A 17,707-nucleotide genomic window follows, 5' to 3' on the forward strand; every position below is an offset into this window, starting at 1 on the left:
AAAATAGATGCAAGCAGTCCATTCTGAACCTCTGCTGCATGATGCCTGACGATATGCAGCTCACTTCTTCACATAGCATCCATCAATTACTCTTTATGCTTCAAAATACATTGACATTATGCTGATTTCATTCTACTATTTACCTAATTGATATTGATTATCATTATCAAAATTTCGGTGATTCAAACCATAAAGAAGGCGGGTAAATAAAATGAAAAAAGCAATGATTGCATGTATTGGGCTCTTTTTACTTTTGCTGAGTGCATGTGGAACTTCAGAGGAATCCACAGCGGACGGAAGTGAGAAAGAGACAAAAGAGACTTTTACTTACGAATCCGAAACAGGTCCGGTTGAAGTTCCTACCGATCCGCAAAGAGTCGTGGTCTTGGCATCTTATGCTGGTGATGTACTTTCCCTTGGTGTCAATATCGTCGGTGTCGATGAATGGGCCAAGAGCAGCCCTGTGCTTGCCGATGGATTAAAAGATGCTGAAACTGTATCGGAAGACGATGTGGAAAAGATCCTTGAGCTTAAGCCTGATCTGATCATCGCAGCTGATACAACAAAGAATCTGGACAAGTTTAAAGAAATTGCACCTACTGTCACATATACATATAACAAGGTCGATTACCTGACACAGCACGTCGAAATCGGGAAACTGCTGAATAAGGAAGAGGAAGCACAGCAATGGGTGGATGACTTCAAGGAACGTGCCAAGGCTGCAGGCGATGAAATCAAAGCCAAAATCGGGGAAGATGCCACTGTCACTGTAATGGAGAGCTATGACAAAGGGATGGGCGTGCTTGGCGACAGCTGGGGGCGCGGTACGGAAGTCCTTTATCAAGCGATGGGCCTTGCAATGCCTGATAAAGTAAAGGAAATGACTGAAAAAGAGGGATATATGATGATTTCCCCGGAAGTGCTGTCTGATTATGTCGGTGATTATCTTGTCATCAGTGAATACAGCGACCAGGATAATTCCTACCAGGATACAGAACTCTTCAAAGAAATACCTGCTGTCAAGGAAGGTCATGTTTTGACTGCGGATGCAAATGCCTTCCTGTTCAATGATGCATTGACCTTGGATTACCAGCTGGACTTCTTCAAAGAGCAATTCTTGAAGTAAGTGCTGGATGATGGGAAGACGCAGCCGAAAAAGGAGCTTGGATCATCCAAGCTCCTTTTTATTTGCAATGAATCTTGATTCATATGATGTTGCATTGGATTTACTTTTATTCACGATCAATAAATAGCCAATGAAGATGACATGGACGATTGAAACAATGATACTGCCTTCCATTTTATATATGCCGCCTGATAATAATTGATTTCCTTGAAAGGAACTGTTCAAGAGATTTGGATAATCACTCGCCAATGATACACCGCCAAGTACAATCGCTCCAATCGTATTCCAAGTAAAGTGGGCTATTATGGGGGCTGTAATCGTACCTGTATATTCTAAAAGCAATGTAGCAAATATACTCATCGAAACGACATTGAATACTGCGATCATACCTGCTTCAAAAGCTCCGCCGTGCATCACTGTAAATAAGATGGTAGTAAAAACAGCTGCCGCAGCTGCATTATATTTTTGCTTCCATAACTGATATAGATAACCTCTCATCAGCAATTCCTGCATAGCAGCATTCAATAGGGAGGCCAAAATCCAAACCCAGATAAAATCAATATGGCTGTGACCTGTTATATGCAATGTTTTTGTAAGGAATAGGATCGCTGCCACACTCCCCAGCCATAGGATACCTGCTGCCATGCCGATCAGTGAATTTTTAAAGAATCCGTAAGTTATCGGAATCCGTATTTTCCCCTTTTCTATGATAAGAACAAAGAAAACAGAAAATAAAGCAACTACCGCAAAGGGGGAAAACTCCCACCATAATCTCAAGAATGCTGGATTATTCGTTTGTATATCGGGCGTAAAAGAAATGATAATCGCCCATCCGATAAAAAAGATGATCGTTTTCAAACATGTAGTCAGTAACTTTTTCATGACGCTGTCCTCTCTAATCTAGTCCCCAATCAAGATGGATAATAAGAACCCTGCCCCGCTAAAAATGGCTCACTGAAAGTTTAGTGAACTACCATTAAAATTATATAATATTTTCCAGCGTCTTCCTTATAGTATTTCTCTATGGCCCGGATGTCCGGCAGCAGACAAAAAAGCCCAAATCATAAACGATTTGAGCTTGGCACATCATACTTTCGCTTTATCCTTGGCGCGTTCGAAAGTCAGCTGTTCAGGCCTGCTTCTATGATCAGCTTTCGGATCTGCATTCAAGAAGTTCTTCAACAGCTATACAAAACCAATCAATGTCGCAATGTGTTTACTGCTTGTATATTCAGCACTCTCCATTCTGTGAGATACTAAAAAGAAGAGCGCCGGAAAGTCAGGGTCACTGGCCTTCCGGCACTCCTCTTTTTTCCTATATGACTCAGTAAGGATCCGTTTCGCGGCTTTTCTTCACAGCCTCATCTGTTGCTTCGTTGGCTGCTATTGTACCTTGACCCATACCTTGACCGAATTTTGACTGACCTGCTTCACGGCCTGGAACTTGGTTGTCCATTTTTGCTTCCTGGGCTTCTTTCATTACTTTTTCGATACCTTCCTTCACACGGCGGCCATATTCTTCATCGGCTTGTGTGAAGTGATGGATCATCGCATCCTGGATTCGTTTATCGCATATCGCAAGCGCTTCGGAAAGGTTCTTGATCAATTCATCGCGCTCCCAATCTTCGAAGCTCCGGTATGTGTGACCAGCTTGTCCATAATTGTTGGGGCGGTCGATCGGTGCAGACATCGCCGCAGCATTATACGTCGGCTGATGCGGCTTGCGATTCCCTTTACCTTCCTCCTGATATCCCCCGACCATGGATGGCTCATAGTTGATCGATGGATTTTCCCCAGACTCTTTCGGATCACGTGTATCCATTTGACCGCGGTGCTGGTTAGTGCGGACAGGCGCTTTAGGTGCATTGACAGGCAACTGCAGATAGTTCGCCCCTACACGGTAGCGCTGTGTATCCGAATAAGAGAAGGTACGTCCCTGGAGCATTTTATCATCCGAGAAGTCCATCCCATCAACAAGAACACCAGTACCAAAGGCTGCTTGCTCAATTTCCGCATGGTAATCGACTGGATTGCGATTAAGGACCATTTTCCCGACCGGCAGCCATGGGAACTTATCCTCCGGCCATAGTTTAGTATCGTCAAGCGGATCAAAATCCAATTCCGGATGATAACCGTCTTCCATGATCTGCACATATAGTTCCCATTCAGGGTACTCTCCCCGTTCAATTGCCTCGTACAAATCCTGGGTAGCATGGCCGACGGTTTTCGCTTGGATTTTCCTTGCTTCTTCTGTTGTCAGATTGCGAATACCTTGCTTCGGCTCCCAGTGGTACTTGACCAATACAGCTTCACCTTTATCATTTACCCATTTATAGGTGTTTACGCCGGAACCTTGCATATGGCGATAGGTAGCCGGGATACCCCATGGAGAGAATAGGAATGTAATCATATGGGTTGCTTCGGGACTGCGGGATACAAAGTCGAACATGCGGGCTGGATTCGGAACGTTTGAAGCTGGATCTGCTTTGAACGCATGAATCATATCAGGGAATTTCATTGCGTCACGGATAAAGAAGATCTTAAGGTTGTTCCCGACCAGATCCCAGTTTCCATCCTCTGTATACATTTTCACGGCAAAGCCGCGCGGATCCCGATCCGTTTCAGGTGAATCCTTCGCCCCTGCCACTGTGGAGAAGCGGACCATCAAAGGCGTTTTTTTACCGGCACCGGAAAATACTTTTGCGCGCGTATACTTCTCTACCGGTTCATCCCCTACTTTTCCGTATGTTTCAAAATAGCCGAATGCTCCCGTTCCCCGTGCATGTACGACACGCTCTGGTACTTCTTCCCGGTCAAAGTGGGAAATCTTCTCGATGAAATGGTAATTCTCCAGTGTTGCCGGACCGCGATCGCCTATTGTACGGATATTCTGGTTATCCAAGACAGGATGTCCCTGGCGTGTTGTCAAGGTATCGCGTTTTACGTCTTGTTCATTTGAGGAATTCACATCTTTGTTCTCTGCCAAAATAAAAACCTCCTTAAAGTATTCAGTCTTATCTTTCCTGAAAAATGACATTTCAAACTAAAATAAGTATGCCACCTTCAATAATCAATATCATTTCACATTGATTACCATAAAATTGAATTTAGTTTAAATCCTAAGAAAAATTCATGCGAATAATTGACTCCTAATGGAATCCTTCCCTGATGGAACCAATCTTAAGCGTTTTTTACGGATTATTTTTCTTATTTCACCCCTCCCTTCTTCCATAATGGCGACAAATGAGAAATACCCATTCCGCCGCTGGCGGAATGGGTATTTCTCGTATGGAAGCCGAAAGGAGCTTTATTTACTTGAATGCAGAATCGCTCACCAGTACATCCGTATCCTTCAGGACAGTGCTTGCATAGTTCTTTCCCCACTCATACATCGCATCAAGTATCGGCAGCAAGGAAAGGCCTTCTTCGGTCAGGGAATATTCAACTTTTGGCGGGACGACCGGATACACTTCCCTATGTACAATTTTATCGTCCTCCAATTCCCGAAGCTGGGAAACGAGCATGCGCTGCGTAATACCCGGAATCAGTCCCTTCAATTCATTGAAGCGTTTCGTTCCTTCCTTGCCCAAATGCCACATGATCAGCATTTTCCACTTCCCGCCGATGATGGACAGCGTCAGTTCCTTCTCACAATTGAATTTTTGTTTCTCTAAACGACTCATCCGCCATTCCTCCTTACAGTATACTATTCGTCACTATGTAAGAAAAAAGTGCGTACTTACATAGAAAAAGTATAATTCCTATAATGAAAGTTGCAAAGGATAACCTATTTGGTTATACCACTCAACCTAGGAGGGATATCACTTGAACAGATTCACCATACCCCGGGATATTTACTTTGGCGAAGGTGCCTTGAAGGTTCTGGAAAGCATCGAAGGAAACAAAGCCATGCTCGTCATTGGCGGGGGTTCCGTCAGAAAAAGCGGCGTGCTGGACCGTGTCCAGGCCCATCTTGCAAAAGCCGGCATCCAGACAGAAATAACAGAAGGCATCCGGGAGGAACCTACAACTGATAAAATCAATGAAGCATTGGAAGCCTTCCGGGAATTCAATCCTGACTGGATCATCGGTATCGGCGGCGGTTCCGTCATGGATGCAGCCAAAGCGATGTGGGTGTTTTATGAGCACCCTGGATTATCATTTGAAGATGCCGCCAAACCATTCGAATTGCCAGCATTGCGCTCCAAGGCCAAGTTCATCGGTATTCCTACAACAAGCGGCAGCGCATCGGAAATTTCGAACCTTTCTGTCGTGACTGATTCCACAACAAACATCAAATATCCATTGGCCGACTTTGAACTTACGCCGGACATCGCCATCATCGATCCGATTACCATTTTCGACATGCCCAAAAACATCACTGCCTTCACTGGCATGGATGCTGTGACGCATTGCATCGAATCCTATGTTGCCAAGCCAAGAACTGTATTCACGGATTCCCTGGCAATCGAAGGGGCAGAGATTCTCCGTAATCACCTGATTCCATCTTATAATGGCGAGCGCATCTCCCGTGAGCAAGTCCATTATGCTCAAGCAATGGCTGGGATGGCATTCGCCAATGCCGTACTTGGCAATGTCCATAGTATGGCCCATAAAAGCGGTCCCACTTTCGGAATCGCCCATGGATTGGCGAATGCAATCTATTTGCCGTATGTCATCCAATTCAATCGGACTGTCTCCGAGGAAAGATACGCTGCCCTGGCCCGCCGCCTGCAGCTAAGCGGTGATAATGATTCCGAACTGACGGATTCCCTGATCGAATGGATACGTGATCTGAATCGACAAATGGATATTCCATTGAATTTGCGTGACTTCGGCGTCAGCGAAGCGTTATTCAATGCCCACGTGGAGGAGATGGCTGCCAATGCAGTTACAGATCCATGTACCGGAACCAACCCGCGCGAAACTTCAGCAGAACAAATGAAACAGCTGTATATTGCCGCGTTCGAAGGAAAAGACGTAGATTTCTAAACCTAAAATAACACCTGGAGGGATCGATTTCTCCAGGTGTTTCTTGTTACCATTCGCTTTTTACATCCTTCAGATCTTCATATACCTTATCCGGTGCCTGCCCCAATTTCTCGGCTGGTGTTCCTTTACGATCAATCCAAGCTGTATGAAAGCCGAAATTCTTCGCACCGGCAATATCCCAGCCATTCGAGGATAAAAAGAGCAGCTCTTCCCGCTTCACATCCAATCGCTTCAATAAATAAGCATAAGAAGCCGTGGCTGGCTTGTATTGTTTTATTTCATCGACACTGATGATCATATCGAAGTATGCATCAAGCTTCGCATGCCCTAAGAGTGGTTTCAGCATACTATCGGGTCCATTTGAAAAAACAACGAGCTGCCTGTCTTGGAAATACTGCAGTACTTCTTCTGTTTCTTCATAGGGAAGCAGCCGGTTATAGGCATCCATCAATTCCAGGATCAGTTTGTCTGTATAACTGCATCCATGCATCTCCAAGGTATACTGCAGAGCATCTCTTGTTACATTGGTAAAAGGCTCATACTGCCCCATAAGCTGGCGGAGGAAAGCATATTCCAACTGCTTATTTCTCCATGCAGCCGCTATGGCCTCGCCTTTTCCCGGAAAATGCCGATCGCACGCCTCCTGCACACTATGGACATCGAACAGCGTACCGTACACATCGAAAGCAATCGCTTTTATATCAGCCATTGGAAACTCCTTTCTCCTTCTGTTCCTGCTTCTTCTCCGTTTTGTACCGCATGATGAAAGATATCGGAACCATGACAAGCATCAGGATACCGGAAATGACAAACGCCTCATTGATCGTTTGCAGACTTGCCTGCTGTGCAGCCTCCCCTGCCGCCGTCAAATGTGCTCGGCGCACCTCGAAATAGATGCTGAAAAACACGATTCCGAAAGCTGAAAATATTTGACGAAGGACATTGTTCATCGCAGAACCTTGCGAGACAAGATGCTCTGGTATGTCGTTCATACCTGCAGTCGTGGCTGGCATATTACTCAGGCCCAATCCCGCTCCTCTGATCATATTGATGACAAGGATCAGCCAGAAAGGCGTAGATAAATGCAAGTTTCCGATCAGGAAAGTGGATATTGCCAAAATCAACAAACCAGGCGGGACGACCCATCGCGGCCCTTTTTTATCCAATAGCCGGCCTCCCAGTGACATCATGCCCCCGCTCAGCAATGCTGCCGGCAGAAAGAGCAATCCTGTCTGTATCTCACAGAGACCGTAAACATTTTGGATCAGCAGCGGCAATAGGAAAATCCCTGAGAACAGCCCGATGGATGCTGTCGCTGTCACTGCTATCGAAACCGCATATGTTGGATTACGGAAGAGCGATAGCTCCAATAGCGGCTGATCCTTTCGTCGTTCGTAAAAAACAAAAATCGCTATCGCTGTCATACCTGCAGCAATAAGCGCCAAATTAGATGGCGATACAAGCACATCCAATGTCTGCCCGCGTCCCAATGCATACAGAACCAAGCCAATGCCAAGCGTCACGAACACGAAACCGCCTTTATCGAAGCGGCGCTTCGGATCAGGCACAGTCGATTTCAAGTAGCGGCTGGCCATCAATAAACCGAGAAGGCCAAATGGGAGGTTGAAAGCGAACAGAAAAGGCCAGGGGAAGTAAGCAATCAATACACCGCCGACTGTCGGTCCGATGGCAGGAGCCACCATCGCCGCCACACCATATACACCGACAGCAAGACCGCGTTCCTGCTTCGGGAAGGCTTGGAAAATGAGTGCCATCGAAATCGGCATCATCAAACCGCCGCCGATACCTTGGATAAAGCGTGCCGCGATGACGAATGGCAGACTGCCGGAAAAGATCCCAAAGACGGACCCCGCCAGGAAAACGACGAGACCCAGCAAGTAAATCGACTTCTTGCCGAATCGATCTCCCAAGTAACCTGTGACAGGCATGGTCATTCCCATTGCCACCATGAAAATCGTCAGGATCCAGCCCCCACTGACAGCATTGGCATCGAAAGTGGCAATCAGCGATGGCAACGCCGGATTAAGCATACTATTATTCAAAATGACAGTGAATGTCCCGAATAGGACAGCAACAACGACCAACCATTTGGATTCTAGTTTACCCACATGCATGCTCCCTACCGTTCTTTCGCTTTGCCCCGGTTGTCAGCGCTTTCTATTTCACGACCAATACTGGGCATTTCGCTCTTTTTATCACCTCGGTACTCACACTTCCTACCACTAGCTTTTGGAATCCGTTCAAGCCGCGCGTCCCAATGACAACCAAGTCAAACGCATCATTGTTGGCTTTATTGGCAATCATTTTTCCGGCATCGCCTCGTTCGATCGTACGGGTATAAGGGATATTCGCATTCCGAAGCTTCTCTTCATTAGGCTGGATGCGCAGCTCCCCATCACGATGCACATCATCGGGCTTCACCTGCTGCAGAACGATCTCACTATTCTTTATCTCCTGCAAAGCATTGACTACTTCAAGCTGTACAGGATGTGCACTTGCCTGACAGATTTTGATTACTTCCTCTGTCGCTCGGATCGAGTGCTCCGAACCGTCGACGGCCAAAAGAATCTTTTCGTACATAATAGCGCCTCCTCCAAAACCATGATAGTAGCCATTTCCCCTAAAATGATCCGCACAAACGAGAAGACAAAAAAGCTTCGGCACCCGAAATTTCATTGTATGAAATTAACAATAACATTAAATATCCATTTGGAAAAGTATGAGATGATGGAGAAAAGATCGGGGGCTTACATATGATTGCCAAGACTATCAGTTTCATTGTTATATGCCTTTTGATTACCGGAGTGGTTGTCTGGACATTTGCTGCCTTCGATGAGAAGACAGTCATTAAGGATAAGATCGAACGGATAGAAGTATACAAGGCAGAAGCAGCAGAGCCATCAGAAACGATTACCGACAAAGGATACATCGAGGGTTTACTGAAATGCATCAATGAATGTGAGCGCGAGGAAATGAGCCAGGAGGCGTCCTACGCAGCTGCTGATGTGAACCTTATTTTATATGGAGAAAAGGCCGATTATGAAGTCGGCGTTTGGCAGCAGGCAGGGACCGTCAGCTTCGTCTATGATGCCGCTATAATCGATAGCGATTTGGAACCTTTCCCTGTAAAATAGAAAGCCGCCCAACCAAGGGGCGGCATTTTTTATCATTGGTTATCTATTCTCGGTAATTTGCATCCGCTCATTGAACCTCGTCGGATAAGATAAAAAGCCCAGCATGATACTTGTCACGATTGCAGTTGTCAGCAAAAGAAACAGAATGAGCAGCTGGAACATGACTGCCTGGAGCGGATCGGCTCCGGCAATGATCTGCCCGCTCATCATACCAGGCAGCTGAACAAGACCTATCGTTTTTTGGCTCTCGATGGTGGGGATCGTGCTTGCCTTGATGGACGCAAGCAATGATTGCTGGATCGCTTGTTTCGGTGTACCGCCCAGTGATAAAATGAGCTCCATCTCCTCTTTTCTGGATGCCACTTCCGCAGTGAAGCGATTCAGGAACAAAATGCCCAGCACCATCGAGTTCCCTATCACCATCCCGCTTAACGGAATGATATATTGCGCAGTCGGCGGTGTGATCCGCAGCCCCAATAATATCCCTTGTGTCAGTATTTCAATAACAATGAAGGTAAGCACCAGCTTCCAGGTGATGCCTCTGATGGATGCCCCTTTTTTCCTGGCGTTTTGTGTTGCTGCACCGATCATCAGTGCCACCATCAGGAGGATATACATGATATTTTCCGAATCGAAGATGAACTGCAATACATATCCGACTGCAAACAGCTGGATGATGGAACGAATGGTGGCAACGAGTGTATCCTTTTCAAGTCCCAGCCGCAATGTCTTGGACAGAGAAAGCGGGATCAGGACAAATATCAAAGTAAGCAACATGGCTTGTACAGTCATTTTTCCGCCTCCATGACAAAGCTTCTGACAGCTTCATTCCCCGGATCATCCAATAATTCAACGGCCCCCGCTTCGGCAATTCCCCCATCCATCATGACCCAGACTTCATCGGCCACCGACTGTGCCTGCTGAAGGCTATGCGTGATCCAGATGACAGTGGTTCCATGCTCTTTATTGATCCGTTTAATGAGATTCTCGATATCCTGCTTGGAAACTCGGTCCAAAGAAGATGTTATCTCATCCAGCAGCAGGATTTCCGGCTTGTTCAGCAATGTCCGGGCGATGGAGACCTTTTGCTTTTGCCCGCCTGACAAATCCCTGCTGTTTTGATCCAATATATCCCGCTCCAGTCCCACTAACCTGGTGATTTGTTCTGCCATGTCATTTGACAGCCCCTTTCCAGCTAACTGCAGCGGCAATTCCAAATTATCCCGGACACTGCCCTCAAGCATGATTGCCTGCTGGAGGACGACGCCCACATGACGGCGCAGGGCAACCGGATCATACTGTGCAATATCCTTTCCATCGATCAGGATGCTCCCGCTTGTTGGTGACAGCATACCATTGCATAACCGAAAAAGTGATGTCTTTCCAGCACCTGAGGGGCCAATGACTGCTGTAATCCTGCCTTTGGTGAAGCTGCCCGTTACATTGCGGATGATTTCATGCTTATTTATTTCATACGTCACTTTCTGTAAAGTGATGGCGGCTTGCTGGCACATTCTTTTACGTCCCTTCTTTTCCTGATACCTTTCCCCAGTCTAACCGAGTAAAACGCATTAAGGAAGTATGATCATCAGTGAATTTATGTAAGAAAAAACACCTCTGCTTGAGAGGTGCGGGAATTGGAATTAATAGTGCTTCAAAAAATAAACCAATGACTGCAATTCGATTGCCAGATCGATATGATGCACACGGATATTGCTGGGCACTGCGATACGCGCAGGGGTAAAATTCAGGATTCCGGCAATACCGCATTCGACAAGGCGGTCCGTGATTGCTTGGGCAGCATGCGCCGGCACCGTCAGGATAGCTGCGCTTACATTGCCGATATATTTCTCTAAATCATCGATATGGTAGACGGGGACCCCGCCGATATTATGATCCACTTTTCCGGGATCGGTATCGAATGCCATTTCGATTTTTGTATTGTTATTTTTCGTGAAATTATAATGCAGGAATGCTGTACCAAGATTACCGACCCCGATAAGTGCCACTTTCGTGATCTCGTCTTGATCCAGTGTCTTCCGGAAGAAGTTCAGCAAGTACTCTACATTATAGCCATAGCCCTTTTTGCCAAGTGCTCCGAAATAGGAAAAGTCACGGCGGATTGTGGCCGAGTCGACTTTCACCGATTCACTGAGTTCCTTCGAGGAAACCCTTGTTTTGCCTTGCAGATGCAGGCTGTTAAGGAACCGATAATAAAGGGGCAGCCGCTTTGCCGTAGCTTTTGGTATTTTATTTTGATCCATATACATGCTCATTTTTCCTCCTAAAGCCTGCAGCTTCCAAAAGCGAACTTCGTGCAGCCATGCAGCTGGTCAAAAAGGCCTCTCGGACTAGAACAGCATGGTTCTGTTACCTTTTCTGAATATGACCCAGCCCCATTCCGAGTAGACGGTATGATGGGTTGCAGACAGGTTCCCTTCCGGCATCTGCAAGGAGTTACAGATGCTGCCTGCGGCTTCGTCCTTGAATTGTTACGATATGATACTTTCACAAAGTACGATTATAGTTAACACCTTATTCTAACAGATAAGAGAAGGAAAGTCTTGTACAGATTCACAAAGAAGATGAGATTGGGGCATCTTGTCTCCATTTTAACAAATCCATTCACGATGTCCATCCGCATGAAAGCGTATACGCGCAGGAATTCGGCGCTTGCTACTGTTTTGTCACATAGGATACACTGATAGTATGAGGTGAACAAGATGATTTTATTGCAAGCGAACAATATTACAAAACTATTTGGCGCAGATGTCATTTTATCAAATATAAAGCTGGAAGTACAAACACAGGATCGTTTGGCCATCGTCGGTCGCAACGGTGCCGGTAAATCGACATTGCTGAAGATCCTGGCAGGGGAGTTGAGTTATGACGAGGGGAATGTATTCCTGTCAAAAGATGCTACCCTAGGTTATTTGGAACAGCATACAGGCTTGGAGTCCGAAAAGAGCATCTTGGAGGAAATGAAGACCGTCTTTGCTGATTTGATCCAGCAGGAAGAAGAATTACGCCGTCTGGAAGCAAAGATGGGCGACCCCGATCTTATTTCCGATGAAGCGGCTTACCAGCAGCTATTGACGAATTATGATACAAAACAGCAGGCTTTCCGCCTGAATGGAGGCTATCAATACGAAGCGGATATCCGCTCCGTATTGAACGGGCTTAATTTCGGCGATAAAGATCTGTCCACCCCTATCGGTTCCTTGAGCGGCGGACAGAAAACCCGGCTTGCCTTAGGGAAGCTGCTGCTTCAAAAACCGGATGTATTGATACTGGATGAGCCGACCAACCATCTGGACATTTCCACGCTGGACTGGCTGGAAGGTTATTTGAGCAGCTATCAGGGAGCTGTCGTAGTCGTATCGCACGACCGTTATTTCCTCGACAAAACAGTCAATACCGTCATTGAGATAGCCCATAATCACTCTGTCCGTTATAAAGGAAATTACAGCAGCTATCTGGAACAGAAAGCTGCCAATTTTGAACGGGAAATGAAGCAATACGAAAAGCAGCAGGCCGAAATCAAAAAGATGGAGGAATTCGTCCAAAAGAATATTGCCCGTGCTACAACCACCAAACGGGCTCAAAGCAGACGCAAGCAACTGGAAAAAATGGAACGAATCGATCGTCCGCTCCAGGATGCATCATCTGCAAGACTCACATTCGATATCGATCGACGCAGCGGGAATGATGTATTGAAAGTGAAGGACTTAGCTTATCAATACCCGGAGAGTGCCTCCCCTGTCTTCGAGCATGTCACCTTCCATATGAACCGTCAGGATCGCATTGCCCTTACTGGTCCGAACGGAACTGGTAAAACGACATTGCTCAAGACAATCATCGGAAAGCTTCCCGCTAAATCCGGACAAGTAGAGCTGGGTACCGGCGTCAGCATCGGATATTATGATCAGGAACAGACTGAACTCCATTCTTCCAAGACCGTTCTGGCTGAGCTTTGGGATGAATATCCGCTTATGGACGAAAAGGATATCCGGACCATCCTCGGTAATTTCCTATTCACTGGCGATGACGTCCTGAAAGTGGTCAATACATTGAGCGGTGGGGAAAAAGCCCGCCTCGCACTGGCCAAGCTCATGATGCAGAAATCGAATCTGTTAATCATGGATGAACCTACCAACCACTTGGATCTGGATAGCAAGGAAGTATTGGAGAGTGCATTGGCTGATTACCCTGGCACCATCCTCTTTGTCTCCCATGACCGATACTTTATGAACAAAATTGCCACACAGGTGCTGGAACTTGCAGACAAACAGATAGTTTCCTACCTAGGCAACTATGATTATTTCCTTGAGAAGAAGCAGGAGCAGCAGGAAATTGCGGAATTGGAGGCATCTGCTGCAGAAACGAAGCAGTCAGCTGCCAGACAGGAGAATAAATCCACTTATCACCAGGACAAGGCACTCAAGCGGGAAATCCGGAAACGCGAAAGACGCATTGCCGAGCTGGAAGAAAAGATCGCCGAATTGGAGACAGAGATCGAAAGCAATGAGACATTGCTCACAGATCCGGAAATCTTCCAGGATTATCAGAAGGCACAGGAGATCACCGAGAAGAATGAGCAGCTGCAGGCGACTTTAATGGAAGTGATGGAAGAATGGGAAACACTAAGCGAAGAGCACGAAAGTTATGCACAGGACTGAATAGGTTTACATCGTTGATTTAATGGGATATACACAAACTTATACACATTATCCACAGCTATTTCGTGCTGTTTTATCCACTTCTATACCTGATACTAATAGCGGGTTTTAAGAAGTTATACACAATCATTGGCTTATCTGTGAATAAAAAAAGCATCGTTTTCTTGATCGAAAACGATGCTTTTTTTCATAACGGCATGGATGCTCTTGCATTCATGGACATATCAGCAAATTTCCCTCGGTGATACAGGATGGAAGCAGCTGCTCCGATCATAGCCGCATTATCTGTACATAAAGCCAGCGGCGGAATAAGCAGTTCTGCCTGCTTGTCTGCAAATGCTTCTTCCAAAGAAGCTCGCAGCCCTTTATTTGCAGCGACACCACCTGCGACGATGATTTGCTTCGCACCGAACTCTTCGGCCGCGCGAATTGTCTTGCCTACGAGCACATCCACGACGCTTGCCTGGAAGCTCGCAGCTACATCGGCAGGCGGCAATGTTTCTCCTTTTTGTTTGGCATTATGCAGTGTATTGATCACAGCAGATTTCAACCCGGAAAAACTGAAGTCATAGCTTCCCGGCTCCAGCCACGCACGGGGGAAATCAATCGACTGTTCTCCTTCAGCTGCCAGCTTATCAATCCGGGGGCCTCCCGGATAGGGCAGCTGTAATGTTCTGGCCACTTTGTCATATGCCTCTCCAGCTGCGTCATCACGCGTTTCTCCGATAACCTCGAAACTGCCATGCTCCTGCATGAGGACAAGCTCGGTATGACCGCCTGAAACGACTAATGCAAGCAGCGGAAACGCAAACTCCTGCTCCAGTCGATTGGCATAAATATGACCAGCAATATGATGGACACCGATCAAAGGCTTACCAAGGGAAAATGCCAGTGCTTTGGCAGCATTCACCCCGACCAGCAATGCACCGATAAGGCCAGGTCCCTGCGTAACAGCAATGGCGTCCAAATCTTCTTTTTGGATACCTGCCTGCCGGATAGCTTCTTCAATGACGAGCGTTATCTGTTCCACATGATGCCTGGATGCTATTTCCGGTACTACACCGCCAAAGCGCTTATGACTTTCGATTTGGGAAGCAACGATATTCGATCTGATCACCCTTCCCCCTTCAATGACGGCAGCTGCTGTTTCATCACAGCTAGTTTCTATTGCTAAGATAAGTTCTGATGTTTTCATAAATTCACCCACATTACAATCGCATCTTCTTGATTGTCTGTATAATAGTTTTTCCGAATGCCACCCGGCACCAATCCGAATTTCCGATATAAATGCTGCGCCGGTATATTGGATACGCGTACTTCAAGAGACAAACGGTAAGCACCTGCAAAGATTGCCTGCTCCAAGACATGCGCAAACAGCTTCTCACCCAGTTTTTGTCCCCTGTACTCAGGAAGGATCGCGATATTCGTTATTTGTGCCTCATCGATGACAAGCCACATCCCGCAATAACCAGCTATTACACCATCGCTTTCAATGACAAAATAATTTGCAAAGTTATTCTCGGTGATCTCTCGTTCAAAGATGTCCATGGACCATGGTACAGCAAATGATGCTGTCTCGATTGCATAGACAGCCGGCACATCGGCTAATCGCATCGGACGGACCGTTACTTGCGCACTCACTTCTGCTGCTCCTGCTGTTTCAGCCAATTTGATTCCGCCTCCGTCATCCGGACATAGTTCGGTACAATCCGATGCACATCATCCGTTTTCTTTGCAGCCCCGATTTGTGCCAGGACGGAAGGCCGCGCATAATGTACAGCGCCGTCCGGAATAACTGCTTTCTCACCTAACATCTCCGTGATCATACTGCGATACATTTCGATATCCGGACTCAAGAATAGAATTTTCCCTTCTCTTGTCCGCAGTTGTTCGAGCCAATCCGAAAAAAGAGGATTAACTGCTTCCTCAGCCTGCTCAAAAGACGCCTCATTACTGGCGTAAAGGGCTGTATATACCTGCCCCCTGCGTGCATCAAAGAAAGGACAGACATAACCGGGGAATAACTCCCCTTGACTGGCAAGCCCCTCAAGGCTTGAAACACCGATCACATCGATGCCAAGTGCCCATGCCATTGTCTTGGCAGTGGCCATACTGATTCGCACACCTGTATAGGAACCAGGTCCTTGTCCGACGACAATCCGATCCAAGTCGGCTGGTGCCGTTTTTGTTTCTTTCATCAATTGTTCGATTGCCGGAAGCAAACGAACAGAGTGATCCCTGTGACCATGCATGACATGTTCACCCAATGTTACACCATCCTTCACAATCGCTACTCCCAGCAGCTGATTGGATGTATCCATGGCTAATATATTCATTCCATTAACTCCTTACAAAGCTTTTCATAACGTTCACCGATGGGCTTAAGCATGATCGTCCTTCCTTCTCCATCATGCTTGAGCGTAAGCTCCAATCGCTCCTTTGGCAAGTACTCTTCAATGAATTGCGCCCATTCCACAATGGAAACACCTTCACCTGAAAAATATTCTTCAAAACCAATATCTTCCTCACTGTCCTCCAGCCGATATACATCCATATGATATAATGGCAGGCGTCCGTCGTATTCCTTGATAATGGTAAAAGTTGGGCTGTTGATCGTCCGTTTCACACCCAGACCAGCTCCAATCGCTTTTGTCAGTGTCGTCTTACCTGCACCAAGGTCACCTTCCATTGTAATGATGTCTCCTGGCTGCAGCAGTTCAGCAAGCTGCCGGCCGAACGAATTGGTTTCTTCTATTGTATGCATCGTCTTCCTTAAATGGGTCATTACCATCACCTGACTCGCTTTCTTTATTCATCTATTTATCATAGCAAAGTATAGCCTAAAAGCAAAAGCACCAGAAACAAAAAGGCTTTCCTGAATTTATGGAGAATAGTTATACTATCAGCTAATAAAGGAGCATGCATATGGAAGCATTGGAACAGATGTACAGCTACAGCTGGAATGGTGAAATGAAATCCTATTTGGATCAAGTCGATCTGCACAGATACCAACATATATGGATCGGGCGTTTCGGCGGCAGCATTGCACACGGCGCCTATAAGAATGAGGATGCTTGTCTCATCTTTACAGGGAGCGATTGGGAGCTTGCAGCCATCATGGGAGCAGAGCACACTGTCGAAAGCGCTGCCTTCATTGCCGACTCGCTTATCCTTAGACAGAGGAAAATCATTGAAACTCTTGAGGAAGATGTTTCCAGCGCAATCAAAAAGATCGACAGCTTTCTCATGAGTATGTTCAACAGTGTCCGTTTCCGATCGACTGCCGCCAAGGTGAATGGGAATAGCTCTTGTTTGATTGCCGTGCGAAAAGCAGGCTATTTGTATTGGCTGTCCATCGGCGAGAATGCACTTTTTCATTTGTCATCCATCTCGGATCATTCGAGCTCCATCCAGTTGAATCAGCAAAACCGTTCCAGTCGAATCGGCGCTGACAATACCTTCGATCAAGATGTACCTGCCTATAATATGGGCATAATACCTCTCGCAGACGGAAGCAATCATATCTTATTGTCTACAATAGGTTTGCAATGCTTCCCAGTTTCCCCATATAAAAATGCATCCCGTTTGCAACGTGCTTTTAATAAGAGCGAGAGCGCACCACATTTCCTGCAGACATTGCTAAGAAATGCCCAAGCTGCAGGTGCGGCGGAAAGCATTACACTGATGTGCTGGGAAATACACATATAAAAAAAGCTTTAGGATTAACTCCTAAAGCTTTTGAATGATCTTATGTA

Annotated in this window: 18 protein-coding genes; 5 read left to right on the top strand and 13 right to left on the bottom strand. The window is 46.4% G+C overall.

Annotated elements, in window-relative coordinates; translation table 11 throughout:
- The first annotated feature begins 211 nt into the window (after positions 1-211).
- A complete protein-coding gene (locus CHH53_RS14705) occupies positions 212-1,126 on the top strand; it encodes an iron-hydroxamate ABC transporter substrate-binding protein (protein ID WP_095216890.1) in 915 nt (304 codons plus the stop codon).
- Between the two features lie 42 nt (positions 1,127-1,168).
- Here the strand turns inward: CHH53_RS14705 and CHH53_RS14710 are convergent, their stop codons facing one another.
- From CHH53_RS14710 to hxlR, 3 genes are all read right to left on the bottom strand, one after another.
- Positions 1,169-2,008 carry a CPBP family intramembrane glutamic endopeptidase gene (locus CHH53_RS14710; protein ID WP_095216891.1) on the bottom strand — a complete coding sequence of 280 codons (840 nt, stop codon included), beginning with the start codon at positions 2,006-2,008 and terminating at the stop codon, positions 1,169-1,171.
- A 442-nt stretch (positions 2,009-2,450) separates the two neighbouring features.
- The gene (locus CHH53_RS14715) at positions 2,451-4,112 is read right to left on the bottom strand and encodes a catalase (protein ID WP_095216892.1); all 1,662 of its coding nucleotides are present in this window, start codon (positions 4,110-4,112) and stop codon (positions 2,451-2,453) included.
- A gap of 325 nt (positions 4,113-4,437) precedes the next feature.
- Positions 4,438-4,809: a transcriptional activator HxlR gene (gene hxlR, locus CHH53_RS14720; RefSeq protein WP_095216893.1), complete on the bottom strand. Its 372-nt coding sequence runs from the start codon at positions 4,807-4,809 to the stop codon at positions 4,438-4,440.
- Positions 4,810-4,951: 142 nt separating this feature from the next.
- Between hxlR and CHH53_RS14725 the strand changes: the two genes are divergently transcribed.
- A complete protein-coding gene (locus tag CHH53_RS14725) occupies positions 4,952-6,118 on the top strand; it encodes an iron-containing alcohol dehydrogenase (protein ID WP_095216894.1) in 1,167 nt (388 codons plus the stop codon).
- 46 nt (positions 6,119-6,164) lie between these two features.
- Here CHH53_RS14725 and CHH53_RS14730 read toward each other — a convergent pair whose 3' ends face one another.
- The 3 genes from CHH53_RS14730 to CHH53_RS14740 are packed head-to-tail and all read right to left on the bottom strand — an operon-like array spanning position 6,165 to position 8,719.
- A complete protein-coding gene (locus tag CHH53_RS14730; RefSeq protein WP_095216895.1) occupies positions 6,165-6,827 on the bottom strand; it encodes a haloacid dehalogenase type II in 663 nt (220 codons plus the stop codon).
- Positions 6,820-8,253, bottom strand: coding sequence for an MDR family MFS transporter (locus tag CHH53_RS14735; protein ID WP_369819899.1), 1,434 nt, complete (start codon positions 8,251-8,253; stop codon positions 6,820-6,822). The genes CHH53_RS14730 and CHH53_RS14735 overlap by 8 nt, the downstream gene beginning before the upstream one ends.
- Before the next feature lie 43 nt (positions 8,254-8,296).
- Entirely contained in the window at positions 8,297-8,719 is a 423-nt protein-coding gene (locus tag CHH53_RS14740; RefSeq protein ID WP_158221576.1) for a universal stress protein, read from the bottom strand.
- Positions 8,720-8,892: 173 nt separating this feature from the next.
- Between CHH53_RS14740 and CHH53_RS14745 the strand changes: the two genes are divergently transcribed.
- On the top strand, positions 8,893-9,273 hold the full coding sequence (locus CHH53_RS14745; RefSeq protein WP_095216898.1) for a hypothetical protein: 381 nt from the start codon (positions 8,893-8,895) through the stop codon (positions 9,271-9,273).
- Positions 9,274-9,312: 39 nt separating this feature from the next.
- On the opposite strand, the gene CHH53_RS14750 is transcribed toward CHH53_RS14745, so the two are convergent.
- The 3 genes from CHH53_RS14750 to CHH53_RS14760 form a co-directional block, all read right to left on the bottom strand.
- Complete coding sequence (locus tag CHH53_RS14750) at positions 9,313-10,065, bottom strand: ABC transporter permease (protein WP_095216899.1); 753 nt, start codon at positions 10,063-10,065, stop codon at positions 9,313-9,315.
- Positions 10,062-10,787 carry an ABC transporter ATP-binding protein gene (locus CHH53_RS14755; protein ID WP_095216900.1) on the bottom strand — a complete coding sequence of 242 codons (726 nt, stop codon included), beginning with the start codon at positions 10,785-10,787 and terminating at the stop codon, positions 10,062-10,064. The genes CHH53_RS14750 and CHH53_RS14755 overlap by 4 nt, the downstream gene beginning before the upstream one ends.
- 129 nt (positions 10,788-10,916) lie before the next feature.
- Positions 10,917-11,543 carry a redox-sensing transcriptional repressor Rex gene (locus CHH53_RS14760; RefSeq protein WP_093727117.1) on the bottom strand — a complete coding sequence of 209 codons (627 nt, stop codon included), beginning with the start codon at positions 11,541-11,543 and terminating at the stop codon, positions 10,917-10,919.
- Positions 11,544-11,996: 453 nt separating this feature from the next.
- Here CHH53_RS14760 and CHH53_RS14765 point away from each other — a divergent pair, with 453 nt between their 5' ends.
- Complete coding sequence (locus CHH53_RS14765; RefSeq protein ID WP_095216901.1) at positions 11,997-13,952, top strand: ABC transporter ATP-binding protein; 1,956 nt, start codon at positions 11,997-11,999, stop codon at positions 13,950-13,952.
- 187 nt (positions 13,953-14,139) lie between these two features.
- On the opposite strand, the gene tsaD is transcribed toward CHH53_RS14765, so the two are convergent.
- The 4 genes from tsaD to tsaE are packed head-to-tail and all read right to left on the bottom strand — an operon-like array spanning position 14,140 to position 16,716.
- Complete coding sequence (gene tsaD, locus CHH53_RS14770; RefSeq protein ID WP_095216902.1) at positions 14,140-15,147, bottom strand: tRNA (adenosine(37)-N6)-threonylcarbamoyltransferase complex transferase subunit TsaD; 1,008 nt, start codon at positions 15,145-15,147, stop codon at positions 14,140-14,142.
- Positions 15,144-15,593 carry a ribosomal protein S18-alanine N-acetyltransferase gene (rimI, locus tag CHH53_RS14775; RefSeq protein ID WP_369819901.1) on the bottom strand — a complete coding sequence of 150 codons (450 nt, stop codon included), beginning with the start codon at positions 15,591-15,593 and terminating at the stop codon, positions 15,144-15,146. The genes tsaD and rimI overlap by 4 nt, the downstream gene beginning before the upstream one ends.
- A complete protein-coding gene (tsaB, locus tag CHH53_RS14780; RefSeq protein WP_095216903.1) occupies positions 15,590-16,288 on the bottom strand; it encodes a tRNA (adenosine(37)-N6)-threonylcarbamoyltransferase complex dimerization subunit type 1 TsaB in 699 nt (232 codons plus the stop codon). The genes rimI and tsaB overlap by 4 nt, the downstream gene beginning before the upstream one ends.
- Complete coding sequence (tsaE, locus tag CHH53_RS14785; RefSeq protein ID WP_233135132.1) at positions 16,285-16,716, bottom strand: tRNA (adenosine(37)-N6)-threonylcarbamoyltransferase complex ATPase subunit type 1 TsaE; 432 nt, start codon at positions 16,714-16,716, stop codon at positions 16,285-16,287. Before tsaE ends, tsaB begins: the two co-directional genes overlap by 4 nt.
- Positions 16,717-16,877: 161 nt before the next feature.
- Here tsaE and CHH53_RS14790 point away from each other — a divergent pair, with 161 nt between their 5' ends.
- Positions 16,878-17,660: a PP2C family serine/threonine-protein phosphatase gene (locus CHH53_RS14790; RefSeq protein WP_095216905.1), complete on the top strand. Its 783-nt coding sequence runs from the start codon at positions 16,878-16,880 to the stop codon at positions 17,658-17,660.
- Positions 17,661-17,707 lie beyond the last annotated feature (47 nt).

Source organism: Terribacillus sp. 7520-G, from assembly GCF_002271665.1.
Taxonomy (GTDB): Bacteria; Bacillota; Bacilli; order Bacillales; family Amphibacillaceae; genus Terribacillus.

Coding starts and splice junctions, on each gene's coding strand:
- CHH53_RS14705 (WP_095216890.1), top strand. CDS start 212: ATGAAAAAAGCAATGATTGCATGTATTGGGCTCTTTTTACTTTTGCTG.
- CHH53_RS14710 (WP_095216891.1), bottom strand. CDS start 2,008: ATGAAAAAGTTACTGACTACATGTTTGAAAACGATCATCTTTTTTATC.
- hxlR (WP_095216893.1), bottom strand. CDS start 4,809: ATGAGTCGTTTAGAGAAACAAAAATTCAATTGTGAGAAGGAACTGACG.
- CHH53_RS14730 (WP_095216895.1), bottom strand. CDS start 6,827: ATGGCTGATATAAAAGCGATTGCTTTCGATGTGTACGGTACGCTGTTC.
- CHH53_RS14735 (WP_369819899.1), bottom strand. CDS start 8,253: ATGCATGTGGGTAAACTAGAATCCAAATGGTTGGTCGTTGTTGCTGTC.
- CHH53_RS14740 (WP_158221576.1), bottom strand. CDS start 8,719: ATGTACGAAAAGATTCTTTTGGCCGTCGACGGTTCGGAGCACTCGATC.
- CHH53_RS14745 (WP_095216898.1), top strand. CDS start 8,893: ATGATTGCCAAGACTATCAGTTTCATTGTTATATGCCTTTTGATTACC.
- CHH53_RS14750 (WP_095216899.1), bottom strand. CDS start 10,065: ATGACTGTACAAGCCATGTTGCTTACTTTGATATTTGTCCTGATCCCG.
- CHH53_RS14755 (WP_095216900.1), bottom strand. CDS start 10,787: ATGTGCCAGCAAGCCGCCATCACTTTACAGAAAGTGACGTATGAAATA.
- CHH53_RS14760 (WP_093727117.1), bottom strand. CDS start 11,543: ATGTATATGGATCAAAATAAAATACCAAAAGCTACGGCAAAGCGGCTG.
- CHH53_RS14765 (WP_095216901.1), top strand. CDS start 11,997: ATGATTTTATTGCAAGCGAACAATATTACAAAACTATTTGGCGCAGAT.
- tsaD (WP_095216902.1), bottom strand. CDS start 15,147: ATGAAAACATCAGAACTTATCTTAGCAATAGAAACTAGCTGTGATGAA.
- tsaB (WP_095216903.1), bottom strand. CDS start 16,288: ATGAATATATTAGCCATGGATACATCCAATCAGCTGCTGGGAGTAGCG.
- tsaE (WP_233135132.1), bottom strand. CDS start 16,716: ATGCATACAATAGAAGAAACCAATTCGTTCGGCCGGCAGCTTGCTGAA.
- CHH53_RS14790 (WP_095216905.1), top strand. CDS start 16,878: ATGGAAGCATTGGAACAGATGTACAGCTACAGCTGGAATGGTGAAATG.